Origin of the sequence: Maribacter sp. 2-571, assembly GCF_050589625.1 — a bacterium.
Taxonomy (GTDB): Bacteria; Bacteroidota; Bacteroidia; order Flavobacteriales; family Flavobacteriaceae; genus Pelagihabitans.
The window spans coordinates 21,023-46,880 of the sequence record NZ_JBNGOP010000022.1 but is presented as its reverse complement, the minus strand read 5'-3'; the positions used below and the strand labels follow the sequence as shown (position 1 = coordinate 46,880).

Sequence of the window (25,858 nt, the reverse complement as noted above, 5' to 3'; positions counted from 1 at the left end):
GCAATTGGGATTTGGTTCCGCAAATGGTCAAGACAGCAGCAACTGTTTCACTAAATCACTTTCTTTGTTCCGTTAACGCAAAGGGTAAGGTTATTGCCGATACCGTAAGGTGTCACTATCGATAAATCCGATGCGTTCCGCTTTTGCCTCAAAAGATACCTTATTGGGCAAGGGTGTACTGTATACCGACCAAATGGAATCTTGGGGTCGTTTCCAAACAATGGTAGCATCGCTTTTTTTGGAAAGGAGTACAATGCTATCCCCTTTCTCTTCCATTTCCAAGGGTGGCAATGCAGGCTGCACTCCCTTAGGGAGCCATTTGGCAAGGAGTTCTTTTTCCGGAAAACCGCCCAAATCGTTAGTTTTTGTCATCCAATCGGACAATAGTTTTCGATAGAACAGTAAGGTGTCCGCCAGCGCTGGTACCGCTGCCAAATTGTGTAGTTCGTACGGGTCCTTTTTCAGATCGTACAACTCCTCTTCCGGCTTTGGACTGTTCAGCCAAGCGGCCTGTTCGTCATTCAGATCGCCACTTGCGTGCAATGCCCTCAAATTACGCATGGTGGGCATTTGCTCCCTGTAGGTCACCGGAAGCGCATGGGGCAAATCGGCATTAAAACTTTTAATGTACTTATAACGTGCTCCCCTTACCGCCCGCAACCGATCATAAACGGCATCAAAACGGTCGGAGGCATGAAAGGTATACCGTGGTTTTTTTACTGCTTCGAAAGTTCCGAACTGCGCCTTTCCCTGCATTACTTTTGGCGGCTCGATACCCGCTAGGGAAAGCACTGTCGGTGCCAGGTCTATAAAGCTAAGAAAGCGATCGTCCCTGCTACCGGCGTCCATGTTGGCAGCAAATTTTATGACCATCGGCACCTTCGTTCCGGTTTCGTACAATGCCCTTTTATGTCTTGGGAAAGGTCCCCCATGATCACCATAAAAGAAAATGATGCTATTTTCGTATAATCCGTCCTCCTTTAATTGCGCCAATACCTCACCGATTTGGTCGTCCAACCGCTTTAGGTTACTGTAATTAACGGCCAGGTCGTGACGAATGGTATCATTGTCGGGAAAATATGGAGGAACGGGAACATCTTTTGGGTTTACGAACAAGCTGTCCTTACCTCTTTTCCATATCTGGGATTCATGGCACACCTTAAAATTGAAGACCGTAAAAAAGGGTTGGCCGTCCTTTCGTTTTCTCCAATGTCGTTGGTCACTGCTTTCGTCCCAAGCGGCATCGGTTTTTTCAAAGTTGTAGTCTTCTTTGGGTCCATTTGCACAGTAATAGCCTTTTGCGCGCAAATATTCGGTAAACATTCTGGCACCTTCAGGTACTACCGGGGAATAGCTTGGAATACCTATGGTCGGTTCGTTGTTTACCCCTCGCCATGAGGCATGGGCGCGCATGTTATGGGTACCTAAAGTAGTCGGGTACATTCCCGTTATAATGGCGCTCCGGGCCGGGGCGCATACCGGTGCAGGGGAATAGGCATTTTCGTAGGTAACCCCATCATTGGCCAGCATTTGCAAATTTGGCAGCGCAATGGTCGTATCGCCATACATGGGAAACCATTCCGGAGACTGGTCCTCGGCCACCAACCAAACAATGTTGGGCAAAACCGTTTTTTCGATAGGGGACGTTTCTTTGTTCTCTTCGGAACAGCCCATAAAGAAAGTAATCCCTACCAATGCTAAAACTATATTCCTCATTACCAACTTTTTAGTATACCATTTTAACGTTATAATGGTATTATTAACGGGTCGCTACTATAAAAAATTAGAAGCGTTGCCTCTTTTCGAAGACAACACTTTTAAAATTATGGCAGGTTACGGACCGCTATTCCAAGTTTTTTAAGTACTCCACACTTTTAGGGACTTGATCGACCACGCGAGACGATTCATCCTCTATGAACAAATACTCCAGTCCCAATTTTTTAGCTTCCGCTACGACCCCTGAAATATTTACTTGACCGGAACCTAAGACCACATTATTTTCAACATCGGACTCTCCGGTATGGCTGACACCGACACCCTTTTCGCAGTCTTTAAGGTGCATCAGCTTAAATTCGTTCGGGTACCGTTGGAGCCACGCCACGGGATCTTCACCGGGAAGTGCAAACCAATATACATCCATTTCAAAGTCGAAATGTTCGGACTGTTTTACCATGTGGTCCATTAGGGTAGCCCCTTCATACGGCCTAAACTCATAGCCATGGGGGTGGTACATCAACTGGACTCCTTCCTTTGCCAAAAATGCTCCGGCGGTATTGAACACTTTTATGGCCTTTTCGGTATCCTCCAAGGTAAAATCGGTACCATTATGTGGAATCCAAAAACAGACCACGTATTTGGAACCATAATTCTTTGCCCTTGCCAATACGGTCTCGGGACTATCCTTTAACTCCTCAAAGGGCGCACTTACGCTGACCATCTTCAAATCGTTTTCGGCGATCATGGCCTTGTACTCCTCCATCGGATACCCATAAGTGCCGTCATTACCATCTTCCAGATAATGGATACCCCATTCCTTGATTTTGGCAAAGGTACCTGGTACGTCCTTGGGGAATTCGTTGCGCAAGCTGTATAGCTGTATCCCTATTTTGGTTTCGTTCAGCGTTTTCAAATACGCCAAACTCTGCGGCACCTGTTCTACCACGCGAGACGATTCGTCTTCGATAAAGAGGTATTCGATACCCAATTTTTTGGCCTCTGCTACCGTTCCGGCGATATCGATCTGCCCTTGTCCCAAAACCACATTGGTCTCAACATCTTCATGACCGGAATGGTTACCCTCAACTCCTTTTTCCATATCCTTTAAGTGCATCAGGGTAAATTTTGAAGGGTATTTTTTCATGAGCGCCAATGGATCGGCACCTCCGTGCTGTGCCCAAAAAACATCAAGCTCAAAGGTGAAGTGGGTCGCATGCTGCGCCATATAATCGAACAAGGTGCCGTCTTCCCAAGCACTGAATTCATAACCGTGCGGGTGGTATACAAAAGTAATCCCATTTTCCTGCATCAATTTCCCGGCCCTGTTGAACACTTCGGTGGCTTCCTTGGTTTCGGCAAAGGCCCACTTGTTTTCTTCATGCGGCACCCATGCGCACATGACATATTTCACTCCAAAACGTTTTGCTCTTTCCATTACTTTTTCAGGATGCTCCTTCAAGGCGTCAAAATCGGCGCCCATGCTGACCATATCGAGTTCGTTTTGCGCCAACAAGGCCTTAAAATCGGCTTCGGACATTCCATAGGTGTCTTTTGCCTCAATTTTGGTAATGCCCCAATCGCTGACCATCTTTAGGGTTCCCGGAACATCGGTCTTAAATTGGTTCCTTAGACTATACAATTGCAACCCGATTTCCTGCGCATTTGCTACGAGGGTAAAAAGTAGCGTTAGCGGGATGAATAAGAATTTTTTCATGTTATCGTTAATTTCGTGTATTGTTTATTTTAAAATGTATGGTGTCGGCCTTGTTTCGTTCAGGTAAGCAAATTCCCTTCATCGTCCCATTCCGCAATAACGCCCCGTTTGCTGTGGTCTATACATTTTGCCACCCATTCCGGGTCATAGGCAATACCGTGCTTGTCCAAAACTTCCTGCGGTACCCCGTCCCAAACATTGGGCTGGTTGCCTTTATAGCCGAGGTCGGCAATACCCACTTTTGAACTGTAGTATCCTGATACCGTAAGCCCCCGCATCAAATGAAAAAACTGGATTTCCAGGGCCTGTTCCTCTAAGGGAACTTCCACATCGTGATAGGCAATGGTATCCAAAATAGATTTTTGTTGTTCGATGGTAGCGCTCTTAAATTCGGTACCAAAGTCCGTATTGGTTTTATGATCGAGCCACATAAGCCCTCCCAAAAGGGTAGTCTGCATAACGGGAAGATCTTTGCCCATAAATTCTACGAATTCCGGAACACCTGCCTCTATTGGCCCTCCATGGGGTTCCTTTGGTGGCAGAATGATCGTACTCAGTACCGCAATGGTCTCCATTTCGTGTGCGTTGAAGAGTTGTTCGGCATTTAGCTTTTCAATTCGCTCCAACTCCTTTGGGGTACGCCCGAAATACTTTTCCGCACCTTCGGTGATCTTTTCTTCGGTCGGGACATTTTCCCCTTCGGTTTTACAGCCGTGCATGGCCAAGCCAGCGGCACCTGCACCAAGAATAAGGGTCTGTATACTTTTTCTTCTATCCATTGTCGTTAGATGTTTTGTTGTTTCAACTGCTCGATAATATAATCCGATGCCCTCCAGGACAGCGCCATAATGGTCCAGGTACAGTTTTTATCGGCCTGGGATACGAATGGTCCGGCATCAACGATAAAAACGTTATCCACATCGTGCAGTTGGTTGAATTTGTTGGTCACCGATGTTTTGGGGTCGTCGCCCATACGGGTGGTTCCCACTTCGTGAATGATCTTTCCCGGTGCCTCAAGACCATAGCTTTCCTCTTTACCGGGTTTTTCGCCCAGTGGGTGCCCGCCCATATTATGAATTACCTCTTCAAAAGTGTCTTGCATATGTTTCGCCTGCTTGACCTCAAAATCGGACCATTGGTAATTGAATTTTAATACGGGAATACCAAACTCGTCAACAGTGGTCGGGTCGATTTCGCAATAGTTTTCTTTTCTGGCGATACCCTCTCCCCTACCGGCCAGTCCGATGACCGACCCATAGTACTTTTTCACATCGGTACGTATCGATTCCCCGTAACCACCTACTTTCAGTCCAAAGAACTTATTGAACTCACTGGGGTTCCATGAGAAACCATAACTGGGCATGCCCATTCCTCCCCACATTTCAATATGGTACCCCCTGGGGAAGTCCAACTTACTGTTATCGCCCCACCAAGGAGAATATACGTGCAGTCCACCGACCCCATCTTCGTTATAGGACACATCGCGGTTCATCAATGCCGGAATAAATCCCATGGCGCTCGATCCGGTAGAATCATGCAGGTATTTCCCCACCAGGTTGCTACTGTTTCCTAAACCGTTGGGATGTTGTTTGCTTTTTGAATTGAGCAAAATTCGCGCCGAACTACAGGCGGATGCCGCCAAAACAACGACTTTACCCTTTAATTTATATTCTTTTCGATCGTCCTTGCTGATATAAGAGACTCCTGTAGCCTTGCCTTCCTCGTTGGTGAGCACTTCACGGACCATGGAATTGACAAAGAGTTTGACCTGTCCCCCGCTTTTTTGGGCCGGGAATATAAGACAGCTCCCCGAAGAGAAATCCGCGTATACCTGACAAGACCTGCTGCACTGTCCGCAATAAAAACAAACGCCCCGGTCCTCGTTGATTTTTTTGGTCAACATGGACATTCTACCCGGAATTACGGGAATACCGGACTTTTTTGCCCCTTCGATATAAAACAGTTCGTGTAACCGTGGTTTTGGCGGTGGCAAGAAAAAGCCATCGGGATCGTTCTCCAAACCTTCATTGGTTCCGAAAACACCAATGAGCTTATCCACCTTATCATAATAGGGTTTGATATCGTCGTAACCGATCGGCCAATCGTCACCATGGCCATCCCTGGTCTTCCCTTTAAAATCCTTTGGTCCGAAACGAAGGGAAATGCGTCCCCAGTGGTTCGTACGGCCTCCCAACATTCGGGAACGGTACCACCAAAAATCGGTGCCTTCTTCTTGGGTATAAGGCTCCCCTTCTACTTCCCATCCGCCATAGGCCATGTCCCATTCCCCGAACACGCGATCGGTATTCGCACCGCGCCTAGGCGATTCATATGACCATTTCAGCTGCGTCATGGTCTTAGGGTCCGCCGGATCGAAAAAGGGTCCCGCTTCCACCACCGCAACCTTCAAGCCTGCGTCCGCCAACTGTTTTGTGGCCATTCCACCGCCCGCACCCGAACCTACGATAATCACGTCGAATACTTCGGAAGATTCTTTTATCTGCATAATCTGTTTTTACACTGGTTTTTAATGGCAATAAGTTACTGCTTTTAACGGAAAAGGAATGTACAATTTTATCATATCGGAACCCAATAAATAAAAAAAGGCCGATTAAAAATCGGCCTTGGGGGATTTTACAAAAAAAAAGTGAAAAAAGACCACAATTTTGCCTTCATAAGCATGGGTCGGTCTTAAAGATTTGGGAATTCTTTTACGCCTTTTTCAAAAAGGGATAACATCGTTTCCGACAATTTAGGGAATAGCGAGGTCGGTCCATTTCGATTTTGCGGCTACCTGTCACTTTAATTGCAACGGCAACGGCGCTGTTTGGATTTTTTTTTAAAAAAAGTCGCTGTAAGTTATAGGTAAATCAACGGGTTGTTGCCCTTGTTTTCCCCGCAGCAGTGGTATATTTTATGGGTTTTATTACCGGGGTGTTCCCTATTTAAAATGAGGTCGGTGCTAAAATAACGCATCGTGTAGCCGGTTCTTCTATGGGAACTTTTGTTGGCATTGGCACCGTGTATGATCCGAGAGTCATGCAGGGAATAATGCCCTTGTTCCAGTTCGAACCATACCACATCGGCATCGTTTACAGTCATTTTGATCTCGGTATCGAAGGTAGCGGTACTACCATCGATTTCCTTGTACTCCGAAAATCCATTTTTATGGGTTCCGGGCACTACTCCCATACAACCGTTTTCCTTAAAGGAAGGGTCGATTGCCAGCCATACCGTAACCACCTTGTCAAAACTATCAAAACGTCCTTCCCAATAAGCACTGTCCTCATGCCATGGGGTACGCTTACCGACCATAGGCTCCTTACAGATAAAATGACTGCTCCAAAGCCCAATATTGGGTCCGATGAGCGAACCTACTACCTCCAATACGGAATCGGCCATTAAAAAATCGAACAGGCGGGCATCCTTAAAATGGGGAACATCCAATTCATCTGCGCCCAACGCCCCTTTATTGGACAGGTGTTCTTCAAAAATAGCATGCAATCGTTCAAATTCGGAGTTTCCGAACAAGGGCCGTTCCGTTAATAGGTATCCCTGGTCCCGATAAAATTGTCGTTCCTTTTCCGATAGTCCCTTTTGTGTTGTAGTAGCCATGTGTTGTTGTTTACGATTGCGGGTACAAAGATAAGGGGGTATTTTCAGCCAAAAATGGAGACTTTCTGGCGTGCATCGCACATTTATAGTACTGTACGCGTATTGGTCAGAAAACGATGGTCTTTTTGTTACGGTAAGCATTGGGGCTCAACCCATTGGCCGCCTTGAACAGTTTGTGAAAATAGTTGACGTCGTTAAACCCGAGGTCAAAAGCGATCTCTTTGATCCCTTTGTTCGTTGCCGTCAGCGCTTGCTTTGCCCTTCGAAGCCGTAGTCCGTTCACAAAATTCGTAACGTTCTGCCCATAAAAAGCACCCAATGACCGGTTGACATGTGCATTCGAACGACCGCACAACGCTAAAAATGCAGCTACCCCCTCTTGATATGCTTTTCCCGTCGGTTCGGCGTTAAATGCACCGATTGCCTGCTTTAACCAAAATGGGGCCAGGTTGTCGGGGCTATTCGAAAACACCATAAGGTCGAACAGATACAACAACAAGTTATCCAAATAGAACAGTGATCGGGGAGCTCCCAACAACTCATCGGCACGATTTGAAAGCGTTTTTAATTGGACTTCGTCGGCCTTAAGTTGCTGCGGCCGCGCTTCGGTCGTCCAAAAATACTCCTCCTTGTTTTGAAGGTAACGTTCCTGAAAGCAGGAGACATCCTTTGGAAAAAAAGCAAGGTTGTAGATCAACACAAAATCCGATGGCGCATCAAAAGAAAAGGTATGCGAATCCCCAGGCCTCATGAACAGGAGGTCCCCCTTTGCCAACCGATAGGTTTTTCCGTTCAAAAGGTGGTGCCCCTTCCCCTCGGAGACCCAAAAAAGTTCAAAGTAGTCATGCCTGTGGTACGCCAGGTCCGTTTCGGCCGATAAGCGGTTCTTGGAAAAATGAAACCGATCGGAACCCTCCAAAAAATGTTCAAGTTCAAAAAGGGTTCCGACGCGTTCCATGGGCAAAAGCATTTATAATACCCTTTGAATGCCCGAAAAATCTTCACGATACCGGGTGGGGGTTCTTCCCTTGCTTTTTCGGAATACCCGGTTAAAATTTGCAATGCTGTTAAAACCGCACATAAAGGCGATTTCCGAGATACTGAGGTCTTTCTCGATCAGCCAACGAGAGGCATAACCGATACGTACATCGTTCAAATATTCGACAAAAGTTTTACCCGTCCTTTTTTTGATGAAACGATTAAACGACACATTACTCATGTTCAATAATTCCGAAACTTGCCCTAAAGTGATCTTGGAGGCATAGTTCTCCTGAACAAAATCATATAGTGTCTTAATTTTCTCGCTATTCTCAAAATTTTCCAGATGTATGGTGGAAGTGGACAACAAACGCTGGTTCCTGGAATTCGCCAAATCGAACAAAATGGACAATAGCTCCATAAAATAGTCGATACCGTCCAATTTGGAAACTTTGAACAAACGAGGCTGTAACTGCAGTGCGACCTCTTCTGAAAATAGGATGCCGTGCACCGACCGGTCGAACAGATCTCTTAGCGGTTTCATAATACTTCGTCTCAGAAAGGCGTTATCAAAAAGGTCGTTATGAAATTGGATGGTCACTTCCCTGATGTTTTTGTTATCACAACGGTTTTGTTCCCAACCGTGATACAGGCTTGGTCCAACCAATACTAACTCTACATTCGTAATCTCTTCTATACTGTCCCCAACAATACGCTGTACCCCTTCCCCATTGGAAATAAAGTTGAGTTCCATTTCGGGGTGAAAATGGATGGGAAAATCAAAAAAGTCCTTGGTCCTATCAAAGACCAAAAAACTATCCTCATTGGACAATGGCGTAATTTCCCGATGGATTTTTTTTAGAATGTCCATTTTTTCGTGTTAAATATGCTGTTTTTTGTATTTTTTTTGACAAAATATAGTCGGCACAATATTAACAAATATTTTACATTTGAACAATTAATGAAGGACATAAGAAGCCAAATACGGAGTTTTATCACAATTCTGTTTCACTTTTTTATATATCAATCTTTCTTATAAGACAAAATCGTATGCTTAAAACTGTAGACATCTTAATTATTTTGGCATATCTGGCAGCTACAGTTATCATTGGGTTGGTACTTAGAAAACGGGCACAACGGAGTAAGGACGACTACCTTTTAGGGGGCAAATCCATCCCTTGGTATATGTTGGGCCTTAGTAATGCTTCCGGAATGTTCGACATTTCGGGCACCATGTGGCTCGTTACGATAACCTTTGTATACGGATTAAAAAGTATTTGGATCCCTTGGTTATGGCCCGTATTCAATCAAGTATTCCTAATGGTCTACCTATCGGCCTGGCTACGGCGCAGTAATGTCACCACCGGGGCTGAATGGATTTTCTTTCGTTTTGGTGAGGGCAAGGGCGGTCGCCGGTCGCATACCGTAGTGGTCATTTTTGCCATCGTCAGTTGCCTTGGTTTTTTGGCCTACGGTTTTATTGGATTGGGCAAGTTCGTTGAAATATTTTTGCCGTGGGAAGTAATCGGCGCCTATATTCCTTTTGATATTGCACCACAGTACGTACCGCATTTCTATGGTACGGTTTTTACCTGCTTCGCCGTTTTCTACTCCGTTTTGGGAGGCATGTCGGGCATTGTATGGACCGATCTATTGCAATTTACCATTATGACGGTATCGGCTTTTGCCATTGCCTTTATCGCCTGGAGCGCCATGGGAGAGCATAGCATGACCTTGCCAGAGGGCTGGATGGATCCCTTTTTCGGTTGGCAGCTCGATATCGATTGGACGGGCATTATCAGTGAAGTAAACGAAAAGATTGCTTCGGACGGATTCTCCCTGTTTGGAATATTTTTTATGCTCTGCGTGTTCAAAGGGTTGCTTTCCAGTATCGCAGGTCCCGCACCGAACTATGATATGCAAAAGATATTATCGACAAAATCGCCCAAGGAAGCGGCGAAAATGAGCGGTTTTGTGTCCTTGGCCTTAATGCCCGCACGGTACCTGATGATCGGAGGGTTTGCCGTATTGGGGCTGCTGTTCTATGACCAACTGGATCTTCAACGCGCCGGAGCGATCGATTTTGAACAGATCCTACCTTCGGCCATCAGTCAATTTGTACCGGTAGGCCTTATGGGACTGTTGCTTGCAGGACTATTGGCCGCGTTCATGTCCACTTTTGCGGGCACCCTTAACGCTGCACAGGCATATCTGGTCAATGATATTTACCTCCGCAACAAGAAGGATGCCAGTCCCAAACAGATCAGCGCCATGAACTACACCAGTGGTATCGTTGTGGTGGTGGTGAGCATCGTACTCGGTTTTTTTGTAAAGGACGTCAACTCCATTACCCAATGGATCGTATCCGCACTATGGGGCGGCTATATCGTTTCCAACATCCTAAAATGGCACTGGTGGCGTTTTAACGGCGAAGGCTATTTCTGGGGAATGCTATCCGGACTGGTGCCTGCCGTTCTCTTTCCGTTAGTGTTCAAGGAAACCTTGGAACTACACCTCTTTCCCTTGCTGCTTTTGATTACCACATTAGGGTGTATCATAGGCACCTATACCGCAGGGCCGACCGACGAAAAAAAATTAATGGAGTTTTATAAACGAACACGTCCATGGGGCTTTTGGAAGCCGATACACGATAAGGTAGTAGCGGAAGACCCCACTTTCGTAGAAAACAAAAAATTCAAAAAAGACATGTTCAACATTTTTGTAGGGACCGCGGCACAGACCTTGTTGGTAATCATTCCGCTTTACCTGGTCCTAAGGGAATACACCCCGCTGCTGATCTGTTTGGGCATTTTTGCCGTTTGCGCCATACTACTTAAAAAATTCTGGTGGGACACCCTCGATGAACAATTATAAAATACCTTACCATGACTATGACCTCCACAAAAATTAAAAATCAGGACAACATTTTAGCTGAACACAAAAAGTTGATCCAACGCCCCAATCCCGCTGCCCAACACACCAATGGTATCTTTCAACGTTATGAACATCCGATCATCACCGCTGGACACATCCCTATCCATTGGCGGTACGATCTAAATCCGGAAACCAATCCCTTTGGCCTCGAACGTATCGGCGTTAATGCGGCCTTCAATGCGGGAGCGATCAAATGGAAAGATAAATACGTATTGGCCGTACGGGTAGAAGGATGGGACCGAAAGTCATTTTTCGCTTTTGCCGAAAGTGATAATGGCATCGACAATTTTCATTTTTGGGACACCCCTTTATGCCTTCCCCAAACCAGTGAACCCGATGTCAACGCCTATGACATGCGATTGACCTTGCACGAGGACGGATACGTATACGGTATTTTTTGTACGGAACGAAAAGATCCGAACTCTCCCGATGGCGATACCTCCGCGGCAATTGCCAATGCGGGAATCATTCGGTCAAAGGACATGCTGAATTGGGAACGTCTCCCAGACCTGATATCGAACTCACAACAACAACGGAACGTTACTATTCACCCGGAATTCGTAAATGGCAAATATGCCATTTATACCCGACCGCAGGACGGTTTTATCGAAACGGGATCTGGTGGCGGAATCGGCTTGGGCTTCGTTAGCGATATGGCACATCCCGAAGTAAAGGACGAAGTTATCCTAAACCCGAAAGCCTATCATACGGTTTATGAACTTAAAAACGGACAGGGTCCATCACCGATCAAAACGGAAGAAGGATGGTTGCACCTTGCCCATGGGGTTCGTAATACTGCTGCCGGTTATCGCTACGTACTCTACATGTTCATGACAGCGCTTGACGATGTTACCCGGGTAATCCATCAACCTGGGGGGTATTTAATGGCCCCGATCGACGAGGAAATGGTGGGTGACGTTGGCAACGTACTTTTTAGCAACGGTTGGATCGCCGACGAGGATGGAAAAGTGTTCATTTACTACGCCTCCTCCGATACCCGCATGCACGTGGCAACCTCCACATTGCCCGTCCTTATCGATTACTGCAAAAACACTCCAAAAGATAAATTGCATACCAACGGATCGGTAGAGAACATACTAGGGCTTATCGAAAAGAACAAGGGGCTTTATTGAGCGCTACCTCCAAACGGATTTTGATTTGAGTTCTACCATTTTACATCTCCTTTTGACCATATGTCAAAGGGAGTTTTTTTATGGAACACCAACAGCCGAATCAACTTGTCATACCATTTCTGGTGTTAAATTGCCCATTAAAAATTCTTTAGTTGCTCCAATGCCGCTGATGTCGTTTTTACCGGGAGTTTACAAGCCGAGTTTTTACAGACGAAGACATAGGTGCCATCATCAAAAAACCGACTTTTAAAAAGGGGCAGATCACTGTCTTTGACGGTCCCTACCACTATGGTATTCGGTACCTGGTACGCATGCATCTCCATGGTCATTTTCTTGGCATCGGGCCCCACTACGGCCACTTCAAAAAATGGGTATGCCTCATGAAGCAACAACTTTGCCCAATGCCCGTAACTTGCAGGACGTTCCATAAGCGAGGGCATCAGGGATGCAAGCATTTTTTTTGCCTGATCTTGTTTTTTGGGAAGGTAGCGCAAATGCCCTAGGCGAAACAAATTGTGCGCCATAACACTGTTGGCCGAAGGTATTACACCATCGTCGGTCTTTATTATTTTGGCAATAAGTGCGTCATTATCGGTATACCGGAACATTCCGGAAGCGTCCACGTATCGGTCCGCCACTTTTTCCGTCAAGGTTTCCGCAAAATTTAGATAACGTTCGTTCAAGGATACCCCATATAGGTCCAAACTCGCACGGATCAAAAAAGCATAATCCTCTAAAAAGCCTTCTTTTCGGGTACTGCCCTCCTTGTAGGTATGCACCAAGTTCCCCTCTTGATAGCATGTCGTTTCAAGAAATTTGAAAACCGCTTCCGCTTTCTCCAAATAGGCGGCATTGCCAAAAACCATATGGGCCTTTACCAGACCACTGATCAGCATGGCGTTCCATGATGTGATGATCTTATCGTCGATTCTTGGGAAAGTCCTTTCATTACGAGCGGCCATTAATATGCTTTTCCAGCGCGATTTCTTTTGAGAGAAATCGGAGACGGCAATACCATGTTTTTTCAAAAAAGCGCTATCCGTCCCATTTTTTCGCAACACATAGTTTCCATGTTCCCACTCCCCATTTTCGGTAATGGAATAATAATCGGCGAACAACTCAAAATCGGCACCCAAGAGCGTTTGTAGGCGCTCCCTTTTCCAAACGTAGAATTTCCCCTCCTCCCCCTCGCTATCCGCATCCATAGCGGCATAAAAACCACCCTTGTCGTCCCGCATTTCCCGGACCAAAAAGTCGAAGGTCTCCGCCACCAAGGCTTTATAGGCCGGATTTTGAAATCGGACATAGGCCTTGGAGTAAAGGGCTATCGCCTGGGCATTGTCATATAACATTTTCTCGAAATGCGGTATTTTCCATTCCGAATCGACACTATACCGATACAGCCCGCCCCCCAAATGGTCGTATACACCGCCATTCGCGATGGCGTCCAAGGTGTTCGTTATATGGGTGTCGACGGTCTTGTCTTCGGACAGCGTGGCATAATCCATTAAAAAATCGAGGTTCGTCGGGACCATAAACTTTTGGGAACCTTTGTCCCCCCCATTTTGAAGGTCCCATTCCGCCCTCCATTGGGCCACTGCCGTTTTTAGGTTTTCCGTATTCAATGTTTCAAAATCCTCGCTGGGTACGATAAGGTTGGTTTCCGCAACGCCCGCCGCCACCATGCTGGCATATTTCTCTGCCTCCGAGGGATCGTTCTTGTACAATGCGCTGATTTTGGACAATACCTCGATCCATTGTTTTTTGGTGTGGTAGGTACCTCCGTACAAGGGCTTTCCATTGGGAAGTACGATAACGTTCAACGGCCATCCACCATTTCCCGTCATTAGTTGTACCGCGGTCATGTATACTTGGTCAACGTCGGGCCTTTCCTCCCTGTCTACCTTTACGTTCACAAAATTGGCATTCATCATTTTCGCCACTTCCTCATCCTCAAAAGTCTCTTCCTCCATCACATGGCACCAGTGACAGGAAGAATAACCGATGCTGACCAAAAGCAGTTTCCCATCCTCCTTGGCCTCTTCCAGCACCTCGGGACCCCACGGTTTCCAATTTACCGGGTTATGGGCATGCTGTAACAAATACGGGCTGGTTTCGTTCGCCAGGGCATTGGTGTAGGCATGTTCGACGGTATTGGCCTTGGTCGATTTTTTGTCGCCCTTGCAACGGCACAATAGCAAAAGCATCGCCAATAAAAGCGAAACATGATATAAACGGGAAACAAAAAAAGATACAGTCATAAGGATAACGCTACAAACCAACTCAACGGATTTTTTTTAAAAGGCCTAATCGCTTGTAAAGCTGGAGGCGGGCAATCCCACACCATTGAAAAGCTGTGCCATATCGGTATTGTTCCAAGCGAAACGGACCCGCACCGGATCACTTACCTTTTTCGAGGAAGCGATGATCACATCACCTTTAATTTTTGCCTTTGCGGGATAAAATACCCCATCGGGTCCGGCAAGCTCGAATTGATCTATTTTTTTCCCTTTTGCGGTGAGGCCCTCCGCATGATCGAAAACAATGCGCAACTTGGAGCCGTTTCGCTCAAATTCCTTGAACAAGGGTCCGTTTACTTCTTCGGAAATTGCCCCATAGTGTTTTTTTAGCGCCATATTTGCCAACCGCAGGCCTACATCCTTCTTATTTTTGGGGTGAATATCATCGACCGTACAAATATCGCTGGTGAGCACCATTCCCGTATTCGTCAGCGACAAGGCCCTGCGCTGTTGGTCCCTTACCTGTACGCCTTCTTCGGGACTGCCATAGGTATACGGGGCGATCTGTACAAAATAGAACGGAAAATCGGCATTCCAGGCGGTTCTCCACGAACGGATCATCGTTGTAAAAAGATCGGAATACTTTTCCGCATTAGCGGTGTTCGATTCTCCTTGGTACCATAAGGTGCCGGCTATCTTAAAACGGTGCAGCGGGGCGATCATAGCGTTATACAAACTCGAAGGCTGAACACTGACCCATTTATTGGGGCGTATTTTTTTTGCGGATTCCGCGAGATCGGAACGTTGCTCAAAAACGGTCTGTGGCGTCCATACCTCCGCCGAGGAAGCGCCCCACGCGGCATCTATGAGTCCTATGGGCACATCCAAGGCCCCTTGCAACCGTTTTCCGAAATAATAGGCCACCGCACTGAAATCGGCCATTTCTTTTGGATCGCATTTGGACCAGGTCCCGCTTACATTTTCTTGTGGTGCTTCGGCAGTTCGCTTGATTACCGTAAAAAAACGGATGTTCGGATAATCGGCCGCTTTGATCTCGGTATCCGCATTATCGATACCGCTGTTGGCACTCCATTCCATATTGGACTGGCCCGAACACAACCACACTTCCCCGATAAGCACATCGGTCAGTTCGATGGTATTGGTCTGCCCCTCGAACCGCACTTGGTAGGGCCCACCGGCATCGGGTGTTGGCACCAGTAGCGACCACTTGGCATCCACTCCCGCCGAAACCGAATAGGATTTACCGTCCCATTCCGTAAAGACCTTTATGGACTCGTTCGGTGAACCCCAACCCCAAAGCGTGACATCAGTGTTTCGTTGGAGCACCATATGATCGGAAAAGATGTTGGGCAACTCAATTTTAGCATGCCCAAAAAACATTCCGAACAACAGCGAACAAACGAACAAAAAGTGACGACACCCCATTTCAACAGTTTAAATATCCGACTAAATATAGTGATTTGGACCGAAAGGCAAACCGCACTTTTTTTTTAATATCTTTAGAAACCGTTCCGGCGGTTTAGCATGGACAAAACAAATTTTCATATCGATAGAAGGCATTTTATCAAGGGGGCTACCGCTGCCATGGCGCTGTCTTCCCTGGGCGCTTATGGTATGGACCTCACCCCCAATGGCCGTGCCCTTAAAGTAGGTTTGATCGGAACCGGATGGTATGGAAAAAGTGATCTTTTTCGGTTGATGCAAGTTGCCAATGTAAGCGTTTTAGGGCTTTGTGATGTGGATGCACGTCAGCTTTCCGCTGCCGCTAAATTGGTAGCGCAACGACAACCGAAACACACACCTCCCAAACAATATACCGATTATCGAAAAATGCTTGCCGAACAGCGGCTCGATATCGTACTGATCGGCACTCCCGATCATTGGCATGCCATGCAGGCCATTGATGCCATAAAATCAGGCGCCCATATATACCTGCAAAAACCCATTAGTGTGGATGTTCTGGAAGGGGAAGCGCTTATGGCCGTCGCCAAGAAATATGGCAAAACCGTACAGGTGGGCATGCAACGAAGAAGTACGCCACATCTGATCGAAGCAAAACAAAAAATTGTGGACACGGGAATGTTAGGGAACATTGCCCATGTAGAAATGTGGTGCTATTACCATATGCGGGACACGAAAAACCGCCCCACCGCACCGGTCCCGGACTATTTTGATTACGACATGTGGACAGGCCCTGCGCCCCTGAGGTCTTTTGATGGTATTCCGCACCGCCGTTGGCGCTCCTTTATGGAATATGGAAACGGTATTGTTGGCGATATGTGCATTCATATGTTGGATGCCGTTCGTTGGATGCTCGGCCTGGGCTGGCCGAAACGCATCAGCTCTACCGGGGGCATCTATGTGCAAAAAGACGCCAAGGCCAATACCACCGATACCCAAAATGCCATTTTTGAGTTCGACGAACTGGATTGTGTTTGGCAACACCGAAGTTGGGGAACGCCCGACGACCCGGAATACCCGTGGGCGTTCAAAATTTACGGGGACAAAGGAACGCTTACGGGCAGTGTTTTTAAGTATGAGTTTGTTCCTGTAAAAAAAGGAAAGATCCTTACGGGAAAGGTGCGCTATGAAAGGGAAGAGTATCCGGAAGACCTTAGCGAAGCGGATATTGAACTGCATACCGCTCCCGCCACCCGCAACCATATGCTGGATTTTTTATCAGCGATAGACCAAAATAGCGATCCCGTGGCCGACCTAAGGGAAGGCCACATTTCAACAGCTTCCTGTATTTTGGCCAATATGGCCCTGGCCTTAAAGCGCCCGCTGTCCTACGATGCTATCAATAAAGTGATCGTTAACGACCCCGAGGCTACAAAACTATTACAACGGGCTTACAGGGAGGGATGGCAACACCCCTCAAAAGAATTGTTTTAAAACTATGCGCTTGCCATGGATGCAACAGCGTAAACGGCCCTAAAGCATACACCATACTATAAAAAATTTGTCTTCGGAACGTCCCGGTCAACCTATCAATAATATAACATTACCCAATGAAAATACTGTTGTTCATATGCCCCATATTTCTTTTTCTCTCCTGTAAAAAAACGGTAGATCCACCACAGCCCCGCCCCAACATCGTCTTTATTTTTGCGGATGATATGACGTACACTGCCATTCGCGCCCTGGGCAACGATATAGTGCACACCCCCAACTTGGATCGCTTGGTCCTAAACGGCTCCACTTTCACCAATGCATATAACATGGGCGCCTGGAACGGAGCGGTTTGTGTGGCATCAAGGGCAATGCTGATTTCGGGCAGAAGTGTTTGGGATGCACGGGACATGTCGGAAAAATGGAAAACGGGAAAACAACTGGAAAATACCTGGGGAAAACTAATGGAAAAGGCCGGCTATGACACTTATATGACCGGTAAATGGCATGTGGACGCCCCTGCCGATAGCGTTTTTCAACAAACCGCCCATGTTAGGCCGGGAATGCCTGGAGATGCATGGATCAATAGCGGAAAGGGAGGTTACTTTAACTGGAAAAATTCCGATGAGCTCCCGATAGGCTACAACCGTCCCAAAAATGAACGGGACACTGCATGGTCTCCATCCGATCCAAAGTTTGGGGGGTTCTGGAAAGGTGGACAGCATTGGAGCGAAGTATTACGGGACGACGCCATATCCTTTATTCAAAAAGCCGAAAAAAGTGAAAATCCTTTTTTTATGTACCTGGCGTTTAATGCGCCTCATGACCCCAGACAGGCCCCAAAGGAATTTCTTGAAAAATATGACCTGAAAGATATAGGGGTTCCCAAAAGTTTTCTTCCGGAATACCCATTTAAGGACAGTATCGGTACCGGAAGTAATTTGAGGGACGAAGCCTTGGCCCCGTATCCCAGAACGGAATATGCGGTAAAGGTACACCTGAAAGAGTATTATGCCGCAATTTCACATGTTGACGCTCAAATCGGAGCAATTGTGGATATGTTGAAAAGCGCAGGAAAAATGAACAATACCTACCTTATTTTTACCGCAGATCACGGACTTTCCGTGGGGCGTCATGGATTACTGGGTAAACAGTCCCAATACGACCACAGCATCAGGGCCCCTTTCATTTTTAGCGGTCCCGGAATTCCAAAAAATAAAAAAATACCCGCCGACATCTATTTACAGGATGCCATGGCCACTTCACTACAACTGGCCGGGATGGATGCCCCGGATTTTCTTTTTTTCAATAGCGTTTTAGATTTGGCCAAAGGGATCCGGACAGAAAGCGCATATGATGGAATTTATGGGGCATATATGACCACACAGCGTATGATCCGGAAAAATGGTTTTAAACTTATCGCTTATCCGAAATTAAATAAAATACTACTCTTCGACTTGAAGAAGGACCCGGAAGAGCAATATAACCTTGCGAAAGATGCACAGTACTCGGAACACATAAAAACCCTTTTTCGGGCGCTATTGGACAAGCAACAAGAATTGAACGACCCATTGGACCTTACCCACCTGATGTAAGACGTTATTCGCATTATGTACGCCAACCTGACAATGCAGGTTTAATTACAATTACCCGTTAAAATAAACCATAAACAACGAAGTTACTTTTTCATTTACCGAGGCCATAAAGGTTTTGCATAGCCATAGCTACGCCAAACGCTTACAAGAAAAATAAATGAACAAGTTAGATTGGCTCATTTTAACGGGTAATTGGTATAGCAGCGGCCATAGACCCAATACAATCTTAACGCTGGGATAATGTTCGGCCATCACATAATCGGTACTTTTATAGGCTTATGGAAAACGTGACCAATACTAAAAAAAACAAGGATCTTTATAAAAACCGGGACCTGGACTGGATCAATTTCAACGGCAGGGTATTACAGGAAGCTGCCGACAACAGCAATCCCCTGTACGAACGATTAAAGTTCTTGGCTATTTTTTCTTCCAATCTTGATGAATTTTTTAAGGTGCGTGTATCCAAATTACGACAAATACGAAAGGTGAAAAAAGCCATTCGAAAACCCTTGGCCCTTAAACCGAACAAACTACTGAAAGAGATTTTAAAGAACGTTCAGGAACAACAAGAATTTTTTGGCCGATTGTTCTACACGGAACTGCTGCCGGAAATGCATCGTGAGGGCATCACCCTTTTGCTTCCGGAAACGTTCGATGCCGCTGCCGACGCCAAAAGTTTTGCATTTTTTGAAGAACATTTGGCCGCGCAACTATCGGTAACCTATGACACCGACATTGAAACGGACACTTTTGAAGATGGACAACTGTATCTTACGCTCTCTTTTTCGGAAAGCGATACGTTGGGATTTTTAAAAATACCGACTGCCGATTTTCCGCGTTTTATCACCCTCTCGCATACCGAAACCCAAGTGACCTATGCATTTTTGGAGGATGTTATCAAGCGTCATGTGCATACCCTTTTTCCCGATAAAAAAATTGTAGGCAAACATATAATCAAAATTTCTCGTGACGCGGCGCTCTATTTGGATGATGATTACGATGGGGAATGGGTACAGCAGATTTATGAATCGTTGGCGCAGCGCAATGACGGTCAACCTACCCGTTTATTGTTTGAAACGGGAATGCCAAAAAAAACTCAAAAACGACTACGACAACTTTTAGCGTTGGGCAAAATAGATATGGTGCCGGGGGGCAAGCATCATAATTTCAGTGCATTTTTTTCGTTTCCCAGGGATGGTTCCAAAATGGACCTATCGGATGCACCTATGCCTCCACTCCTACATCCGGATTTTGAAAACGGTGATCCCTTTTTTGATTTGATATCTGATAAAGATCGCATTGTACATTTTCCTTATCAACGTTTCGATTATCTGGAAAGCTGGCTGACCCAAGCGGCAACGGATAAAAATGTACGCACCATAACTATTTCGTTGTACCGGGTAGCAAACGACTCCCAATTGACGTCCGCCCTGCTGACCGCCCTGACCAATAAAAAAGAGGTCAATGTTTTTGTAGAGGTCCAGGCCCGTTTCGATGAGCGGAACAATCTGAAATGGGGCAAGATTTTCGAAGAAAACGGGGGACATGTCCACTACAGTTTTCGCAACGTAAAAGTACACTCCAAAATTTTATTGATCGAACGCGAAGAAGCTGGAATCGAAAAACGTTATGCCTATATCGGTACCGGGAACTTTAATGCCAAAACGGCAAAGCTGTACTGTGACCACGGTATTTTTACCGCCGACGAAAAGGTAACTTCCGATCTGCAGCAGGTGTTCGCGGTATTGAAACGGGAAATTGAAGCACCACAACTGGATACTTTGATCGTTTCACCGTTTACCACCAGAACCCGTTTTGAAGCTTTGTTGCAAAATGAAATTACCAATGCACGCCAGGGGAAGCCAGCAGGGGTATCGATTAAAATGAACAGTTTAGAAGACAAGCGAATGATCGACCTGCTCTATAAAGCCGGCAAGGCCGGAGTTCGGATACGCCTTTTGGTTAGGGGGTTTTGTTGTTTGATTCCCGGTGTTCCGGGCCTTAGCGATAACATAACGGTTACCAGTATCGTAGACCGCTATTTGGAACATGCACGCGTTTTTCTTTTTCACGATAACGGAAACGAAAAAATGTTCATCGGTAGTGCGGACTGGATGACCCGTAACCTCGACAAACGTATTGAGGTGTTGACCGCTATTTTGGACGATTCGGTTTTACGGGAACTTAAGGATATTCTGGAACTACAATTCAAGGACAACGTTAAAGCCCGTAAAATAGATGCAAAAGGGACCAATACCCTCAAAAAGCCGTCCCCGGACAATACAGCCGTTCGCTCTCAACTAGCCATTTACCGGTATCTAAAAAATCGTTTGACCCCATAAAGTAAATAACCTCGGGGCAAACCCATGAGGCATTAGAACGAAAATTAATATTGATTTCGACGCAAGCGTCGGAGCATTTTAAATCTCGATTATCGAGTAAATGTTCATCGGCCTTTTCGAAAAAACCGATACGATCATTGAACCTCAAACTTATAAAAACAAAAAAAGCCCGAAAGGGCTCTTTTTTTGTTTTCAAGAAGCAAGGCTTATTACTTCGCCACATTGACCGCTCGGGTCTCGCGGATAACGGTGACCTTTACCTGTCCGGGATAGGTCATATCCGTTTGTATTTTTTGGGAAATTTCAAAGGAAAGTGCAGCCGCCTTATCGTCGCTTACCTTTTCACTCTCCACAATTACCCGCAGTTCCCTACCGGCCTGAATGGCATAAGCCTTCTGAACGCCGTTAAAGCCAAAAGCAATGTCCTCCAAGTCCTTTAAACGCTGGATATAGGAATCGAGTACCTGTCGTCGCGCGCCCGGTCTGGCTCCGCTAATGGCATCACACACCTGAACGATCGGCGATATCAAGGTCTTCATTTCAATTTCGTCGTGGTGGGCCCCAATGGCGTTGCATACGTCAGGCTTCTCCCCATATTTTTCGGCCCACTGCATTCCTAAAATAGCGTGCGGCGTCTCCACCTCCGCTTCCGTATTCGGTACCTTACCAATGTCGTGCAAAAGCCCGGCACGTTTGGCCAGTTTAGGATTGAGACCCAATTCGGCGGCCATCACGCCACATAATTTGGCCACTTCCCTAGAGTGTTGTAGTAAATTTTGACCATAGGAAGATCGGTACTTCATTCGCCCTACCGCACGGATCAGTTCGGGGTGCAAGCCGTGTATACCGAGGTCGATGACCGTACGTTTACCTACCTCAACGATTTCTTGTTCGATCTGTCTCTCGGTCTTTTTTACAATTTCTTCGATACGGGCCGGATGAATTCTACCATCGGTCACCAACTTATGTAACGACAATCGGGCCACTTCACGGCGAACCGAATCGAAACAGGAAAGAATGATGGCCTCCGGGGTATCGTCAACAATAATTTCTACGCCGGTAGCCGATTCCAACGCCCGGATGTTCCGGCCTTCCCGCCCTATGATACGTCCTTTAACATCGTCGGACTCCAAATTAAACACCGACACACAGTTTTCAACGGCTTCCTCGGTACCGATACGCTGTATGGTATTAATGACGATTTTTCGGGCTTCTTGCGCTGCCGTTAACTTCGCCTCTTCCACCGTACTCTGTATAAAGCCCATGGCATCGGTACGGGCCGTCTCCTTTAAGGATTCCATCAATTGGCTTTTGGCATCATCGGCCGAAAGTCCTGAAATTACCTCTAACTGTTGTACCTGATGTTTATGCAATTTGTCCAGCTCGCTCTTCTTTTTCTCGAGAATGTCGCTGCGGTGTTCCATGTCCTTGATTTTCGACTCGAGCTGTTGGTTGAGTTTTTTGCCCTTTGCCAGCTCGTTGCTCACTTGCGACTCTTTGTCCCGCGTGCGTTTTTCCGCTTCGTTTATTTTTTTGTCCTTGCCAATGATCACTTTTTCATGTTCGGCCTTTAATTCCAAAAAACGTTCCTTCGCTTGAAAGATCTTATCCTTTTTAATGCCCTCGGCCTCCGTTTTAGCCGTTTTTAAAATACTATCGGCATCCCTTTTGGCATTGGCCACCGTTTTGGAAGCTTTTCCTTTTTCCAAAAATTTGGCGATAACAAAGCCGATGAGCAGCCCCGCTGCCGCACCTATTATAATTGATGTAACATCCATGTTTTTAGTTTTAACTATTGGAAAGGTAGCTGTACCGTTCCGTTTTTGTTCGTTGGTTTGTTGTAAGCGCCCCGCTTATCGCAAAAGCACTCGAAAAATCTCATAAAAAAACCCACATTGGAGAAGTTTTGTACAAACTCCTATGAACAGGTTTAGGGCTAACAGACCGATCAAGGATCCTTGTACATGCAAGGCTTGCTTTTACGACCTAAACTCACCCTTTTTAAACTTAATTAACGTTGAGTTTGTCAAAAGATAGTACCAATGTGGGCAGTAACTTTGATATATTTTAAAGAACGTATACTACTTTACTTGATGCTAAGCTTGGTATTCACCAAACGATCCAATGCCTTTAACCGTTCCAATGCTTCAGAAGTATCTTCCGATTTTTCGATACCCTTTTGCTCGATCTTCGATGCGAACTGCAGGGCACACATGGCCAGAACGTCCTGTTTGTCCCGAACAGCATAACTCTGTTCGAATTTTTTTGCCAATTGTTCGATGTTTTTTGCAGCCTTTCGCAACCCCTCTTCTTGACTGGGGTCTATCGTAAGGGGATAAACCCTATCTGCAATTGAAAGCTTGATCTTTAGCTTTTCCGACATCTTGATATGTGTTCCAATTATTCGGAGAGCTGGGCGATACAATGGTCCAACTCCCTGATTAATGTATTTATTTTAAGCTTAGCTTCTGTTTTATTGGTATTACTGCCCAACATCGAACTGGCCAACTTGAGTGAATTATACTTTTCCTCCCATTCCAAAACCGAATTTCGTATGCCTTCCTTTTCGTTTTTAACGGAAACCAACTCTTTTTCCAATTTCAGATTGGTCTGATGCAATACTTCCATTCGGTGCAACAATTTACTGATCTTGTTTTCGAAGGAATCCACGATTTGCACCAATTCACTCATACACCCAATTCAATGCTGTTTACACAAAGTTAACATACCTGCCTCTACTGGGCAATACTTTTTTAAATATTCTTAAAGGGACGCCTTTGCGGCCTTTTTGCGGTTTGGTATCTGTACTATTTTTCTCAATTTATTGAGCGATTTTCCGGTTTGAAGATGGAAAATCGTAATGGTCTGATTAAATTTACCTTGATTTTTTTACTCGATACCCCAATACCTTGTTAAAAAACCCGTTTCTAAATCATTAAACGCATTTGAGTTGTTATGGTGCATCTTCTTCCTTCCCCTTCTTTTCGCAAACAGCTATGCATGCTGTTATTGGCATCCTTTCCGTTTTGGGGCAACGGCCAAACGACCTATCCCCAGGAGGCGTTTCGATCACCTATGGACATCCCCCTAATCCTAGCGGGGACTTTCGGGGAACTGCGTTCCAATCATTTTCATTCCGGAATCGATATTAAGACCCAACAGCGACAGGGACTTCCCATTTATGCCATTGGCGATGGCAGTGTGACCCGTATTAAAATTTCACATTGGGGCTATGGCAAGGCCATATATATCGCACACCCGAACGGATATACCTCGGTCTATGGGCATTTACAGAAGTTTTCGCCAGAAATAGAGGCGTACATCAAGGCCGTTCAGTACCAAAAAAAATCATATCAGGTAGAGGTATTTCCCGATTTGGGCGAGGTATCCCTAAAAAAGGGGGACGTTATCGCCTATGGTGGTAACACGGGAGGCTCTTCCGGCCCACACCTGCATTTCGAAATACGGAGCAGCGTTTCGGAAAAACCCACAAACCCGCTCTTGTATGGCCTTGAGGTCAGGGATGCCACCAATCCGGTGTTGGAAAAGGTTTATGCCTATCCCCTCTCCGAAGACGCCCAAGTAAACCAGAGCGAATCGAAAGTGGAAGTCCAGTTTACAAGGCAAACGGATGGTAGCTATCTTGCGGAAACCGTTTTTGCGGCCGGGGAAATCGGTTTTGGGTTCAAAGGGTTCGACCGTCAGGATATGGCCGCCAATAAAAACGGGGTATACTCGGTAACGCTCAAGGTAAACGGCAAAGTGTATACCGATTACGACTTTGAGACCTTTTCGTTCGGGGAAACCCGTTACATCAATACCCTGATCGACTACGAGCATTTTGGACGCTATCGCCAACGGGTGCAGAAATGCTTTAAATCCGCCGGAAACAAATTGAACATCTACAATACGCTTTATAACGAAGGTAAGATTGCGATACAAGAAGGCTTGAGCTATAGTGCCACCTTGGTCTTAAAAGATTTGGCCGGTAACGAAACCAAAGTGATCATCCCGGTTAAAGGAAAAAAACAGCCCGTACAAACTGCCAAGGGGGGCATAAAAACGGAACATTATCTTATTGCCGGAAAAAACAATAATTACGACCTGGGTGCTGCAAAGGTGTACTTTCCTGCCAATACCTTTTACGAAAATTTCTACCTCGACCTTAAAAAAGGGAACGATACGGTTACCATTCACAACAATAAGGTACCCGCCCACCGAAAGTTTACCTTGACCTTTGATGTGAAAAAGTACAGCGCTTCGGAAAGAAAACAGCTTTTTATCGCCCGTTTGGACAGTAAGGGCAGGCCCAGCCATGCCACCACCTATAAAAGGGGGAATTCCTTTACCACCAAAACCCGAAGTTTGGGCACTTATACCTTGGTAAAAGATAGTATTGCCCCAAAAATACGCCCAAAGAATTTCAAACAAGGGCAATGGTTAAACAACTATAGTTATCTTAGCCTCCATATTTCGGACGACCTCAGCGGTGTAAAACGGTATTCGGCGACCTTGAACGGGGAGTGGATCCTAATGGAATATGAACCTAAAACCAATACGCTTACCTATAACTTTGACGATTTGATCTTGAACAAGACCCAATGTGAACTTAAGGTGACCGTAACCGATAATGTGGGAAACGCGACTACGGAGGAATACGCGTTTTCTAGAAAATAAA

The 25,858-nt window shown here is 46.0% G+C and carries 18 protein-coding genes and 1 other RNA gene; 6 read left to right on the top strand and 13 right to left on the bottom strand.

Annotation, left to right across the window (positions count from 1 at the left end; all coding sequences use genetic code 11):
• Window positions 1-90 precede the first annotated feature (90 nt).
• The 7 genes from ACRD7P_RS15160 to ACRD7P_RS15130 form a co-directional block, all read right to left on the bottom strand.
• The gene (locus ACRD7P_RS15160; protein ID WP_430908483.1) at window positions 91-1,716 is read right to left on the bottom strand and encodes a sulfatase family protein; all 1,626 of its coding nucleotides are present in this window, start codon (window positions 1,714-1,716) and stop codon (window positions 91-93) included.
• 127 nt (window positions 1,717-1,843) lie between these two features.
• Entirely contained in the window at window positions 1,844-3,430 is a 1,587-nt protein-coding gene (locus tag ACRD7P_RS15155; RefSeq protein ID WP_430908482.1) for a sugar phosphate isomerase/epimerase family protein, read from the bottom strand.
• Window positions 3,431-3,489: 59 nt separating this feature from the next.
• The gene (locus tag ACRD7P_RS15150; RefSeq protein ID WP_430908481.1) at window positions 3,490-4,209 is read right to left on the bottom strand and encodes a gluconate 2-dehydrogenase subunit 3 family protein; all 720 of its coding nucleotides are present in this window, start codon (window positions 4,207-4,209) and stop codon (window positions 3,490-3,492) included.
• A gap of 5 nt (window positions 4,210-4,214) precedes the next feature.
• Entirely contained in the window at window positions 4,215-5,936 is a 1,722-nt protein-coding gene (locus ACRD7P_RS15145; protein WP_430908480.1) for a GMC family oxidoreductase, read from the bottom strand.
• 353 nt (window positions 5,937-6,289) lie between these two features.
• Entirely contained in the window at window positions 6,290-7,045 is a 756-nt protein-coding gene (locus tag ACRD7P_RS15140) for a phytanoyl-CoA dioxygenase family protein (protein WP_430908479.1), read from the bottom strand.
• A 106-nt stretch (window positions 7,046-7,151) separates the two neighbouring features.
• On the bottom strand, window positions 7,152-8,003 hold the full coding sequence (locus ACRD7P_RS15135; protein WP_430908478.1) for a helix-turn-helix domain-containing protein: 852 nt from the start codon (window positions 8,001-8,003) through the stop codon (window positions 7,152-7,154).
• A 12-nt stretch (window positions 8,004-8,015) separates the two neighbouring features.
• A complete protein-coding gene (locus ACRD7P_RS15130; protein ID WP_430908477.1) occupies window positions 8,016-8,894 on the bottom strand; it encodes a helix-turn-helix domain-containing protein in 879 nt (292 codons plus the stop codon).
• Between the two features lie 179 nt (window positions 8,895-9,073).
• Here ACRD7P_RS15130 and ACRD7P_RS15125 point away from each other — a divergent pair, with 179 nt between their 5' ends.
• Window positions 9,074-10,897, top strand: a complete 1,824-nt coding sequence (locus ACRD7P_RS15125; RefSeq protein ID WP_430908476.1) for a sodium:solute symporter family protein — start codon at window positions 9,074-9,076, stop codon at window positions 10,895-10,897.
• Between the two features lie 11 nt (window positions 10,898-10,908).
• Window positions 10,909-12,090 carry a glycoside hydrolase family 130 protein gene (locus ACRD7P_RS15120; protein WP_430908475.1) on the top strand — a complete coding sequence of 394 codons (1,182 nt, stop codon included), beginning with the start codon at window positions 10,909-10,911 and terminating at the stop codon, window positions 12,088-12,090.
• Between the two features lie 137 nt (window positions 12,091-12,227).
• Here the strand turns inward: ACRD7P_RS15120 and ACRD7P_RS15115 are convergent, their stop codons facing one another.
• Entirely contained in the window at window positions 12,228-14,351 is a 2,124-nt protein-coding gene (locus ACRD7P_RS15115) for a thioredoxin domain-containing protein (RefSeq protein WP_430908474.1), read from the bottom strand.
• 45 nt (window positions 14,352-14,396) lie between these two features.
• Window positions 14,397-15,776 carry a sialate O-acetylesterase gene (locus tag ACRD7P_RS15110; protein WP_430908473.1) on the bottom strand — a complete coding sequence of 460 codons (1,380 nt, stop codon included), beginning with the start codon at window positions 15,774-15,776 and terminating at the stop codon, window positions 14,397-14,399.
• Window positions 15,777-15,875: 99 nt separating this feature from the next.
• Between ACRD7P_RS15110 and ACRD7P_RS15105 the strand changes: the two genes are divergently transcribed.
• The 3 genes from ACRD7P_RS15105 (at window position 15,876) to ppk1 (ending at window position 21,180) form a co-directional block, all read left to right on the top strand.
• Entirely contained in the window at window positions 15,876-17,246 is a 1,371-nt protein-coding gene (locus tag ACRD7P_RS15105; RefSeq protein WP_430908472.1) for a Gfo/Idh/MocA family protein, read from the top strand.
• Between the two features lie 116 nt (window positions 17,247-17,362).
• Window positions 17,363-18,838, top strand: a complete 1,476-nt coding sequence (locus ACRD7P_RS15100) for a sulfatase-like hydrolase/transferase (RefSeq protein ID WP_430908471.1) — start codon at window positions 17,363-17,365, stop codon at window positions 18,836-18,838.
• Window positions 18,839-19,116: 278 nt separating this feature from the next.
• Complete coding sequence (gene ppk1, locus ACRD7P_RS15095; RefSeq protein ID WP_430908470.1) at window positions 19,117-21,180, top strand: polyphosphate kinase 1; 2,064 nt, start codon at window positions 19,117-19,119, stop codon at window positions 21,178-21,180.
• Window positions 21,181-21,389: 209 nt separating this feature from the next.
• On the opposite strand, the gene rny is transcribed toward ppk1, so the two are convergent.
• From rny to ACRD7P_RS15075, 4 genes are all read right to left on the bottom strand, one after another.
• Window positions 21,390-22,958, bottom strand: coding sequence for a ribonuclease Y (gene rny / locus ACRD7P_RS15090; protein ID WP_430908469.1), 1,569 nt, complete (start codon window positions 22,956-22,958; stop codon window positions 21,390-21,392).
• Between the two features lie 134 nt (window positions 22,959-23,092).
• Window positions 23,093-23,203: non-coding RNA, 6S RNA (ssrS, locus tag ACRD7P_RS15085), on the bottom strand.
• Between the two features lie 63 nt (window positions 23,204-23,266).
• On the bottom strand, window positions 23,267-23,563 hold the full coding sequence (locus ACRD7P_RS15080) for a cell division protein ZapA (protein ID WP_430908468.1): 297 nt from the start codon (window positions 23,561-23,563) through the stop codon (window positions 23,267-23,269).
• 17 nt (window positions 23,564-23,580) lie between these two features.
• On the bottom strand, window positions 23,581-23,871 hold the full coding sequence (locus tag ACRD7P_RS15075; RefSeq protein ID WP_430908467.1) for a hypothetical protein: 291 nt from the start codon (window positions 23,869-23,871) through the stop codon (window positions 23,581-23,583).
• A gap of 309 nt (window positions 23,872-24,180) precedes the next feature.
• Between ACRD7P_RS15075 and ACRD7P_RS15070 the strand changes: the two genes are divergently transcribed.
• A complete protein-coding gene (locus ACRD7P_RS15070) occupies window positions 24,181-25,857 on the top strand; it encodes a M23 family metallopeptidase (RefSeq protein WP_430908466.1) in 1,677 nt (558 codons plus the stop codon).
• The last annotated feature ends 1 nt before the right edge of the window (window position 25,858 follow it).

What these genes read in the sequence shown, in the direction of transcription:
- ACRD7P_RS15160 (WP_430908483.1), bottom strand. Translation starts at nt 1,716, where the DNA reads ATGAGGAATATAGTTTTAGCATTGGTAGGGATTACTTTCTTTATGGGC.
- ACRD7P_RS15155 (WP_430908482.1), bottom strand. Translation starts at nt 3,430, where the DNA reads ATGAAAAAATTCTTATTCATCCCGCTAACGCTACTTTTTACCCTCGTA.
- ACRD7P_RS15150 (WP_430908481.1), bottom strand. Translation starts at nt 4,209, where the DNA reads ATGGATAGAAGAAAAAGTATACAGACCCTTATTCTTGGTGCAGGTGCC.
- ACRD7P_RS15145 (WP_430908480.1), bottom strand. Translation starts at nt 5,936, where the DNA reads ATGCAGATAAAAGAATCTTCCGAAGTATTCGACGTGATTATCGTAGGT.
- ACRD7P_RS15140 (WP_430908479.1), bottom strand. Translation starts at nt 7,045, where the DNA reads ATGGCTACTACAACACAAAAGGGACTATCGGAAAAGGAACGACAATTT.
- ACRD7P_RS15135 (WP_430908478.1), bottom strand. Translation starts at nt 8,003, where the DNA reads ATGGAACGCGTCGGAACCCTTTTTGAACTTGAACATTTTTTGGAGGGT.
- ACRD7P_RS15130 (WP_430908477.1), bottom strand. Translation starts at nt 8,894, where the DNA reads ATGGACATTCTAAAAAAAATCCATCGGGAAATTACGCCATTGTCCAAT.
- ACRD7P_RS15125 (WP_430908476.1), top strand. Translation starts at nt 9,074, where the DNA reads ATGCTTAAAACTGTAGACATCTTAATTATTTTGGCATATCTGGCAGCT.
- ACRD7P_RS15120 (WP_430908475.1), top strand. Translation starts at nt 10,909, where the DNA reads ATGACTATGACCTCCACAAAAATTAAAAATCAGGACAACATTTTAGCT.
- ACRD7P_RS15115 (WP_430908474.1), bottom strand. Translation starts at nt 14,351, where the DNA reads ATGACTGTATCTTTTTTTGTTTCCCGTTTATATCATGTTTCGCTTTTA.
- ACRD7P_RS15110 (WP_430908473.1), bottom strand. Translation starts at nt 15,776, where the DNA reads ATGGGGTGTCGTCACTTTTTGTTCGTTTGTTCGCTGTTGTTCGGAATG.
- ACRD7P_RS15105 (WP_430908472.1), top strand. Translation starts at nt 15,876, where the DNA reads ATGGACAAAACAAATTTTCATATCGATAGAAGGCATTTTATCAAGGGG.
- ACRD7P_RS15100 (WP_430908471.1), top strand. Translation starts at nt 17,363, where the DNA reads ATGAAAATACTGTTGTTCATATGCCCCATATTTCTTTTTCTCTCCTGT.
- ppk1 (WP_430908470.1), top strand. Translation starts at nt 19,117, where the DNA reads ATGGAAAACGTGACCAATACTAAAAAAAACAAGGATCTTTATAAAAAC.
- rny (WP_430908469.1), bottom strand. Translation starts at nt 22,958, where the DNA reads ATGGATGTTACATCAATTATAATAGGTGCGGCAGCGGGGCTGCTCATC.
- ACRD7P_RS15080 (WP_430908468.1), bottom strand. Translation starts at nt 23,563, where the DNA reads ATGTCGGAAAAGCTAAAGATCAAGCTTTCAATTGCAGATAGGGTTTAT.
- ACRD7P_RS15075 (WP_430908467.1), bottom strand. Translation starts at nt 23,871, where the DNA reads ATGAGTGAATTGGTGCAAATCGTGGATTCCTTCGAAAACAAGATCAGT.
- ACRD7P_RS15070 (WP_430908466.1), top strand. Translation starts at nt 24,181, where the DNA reads ATGCTGTTATTGGCATCCTTTCCGTTTTGGGGCAACGGCCAAACGACC.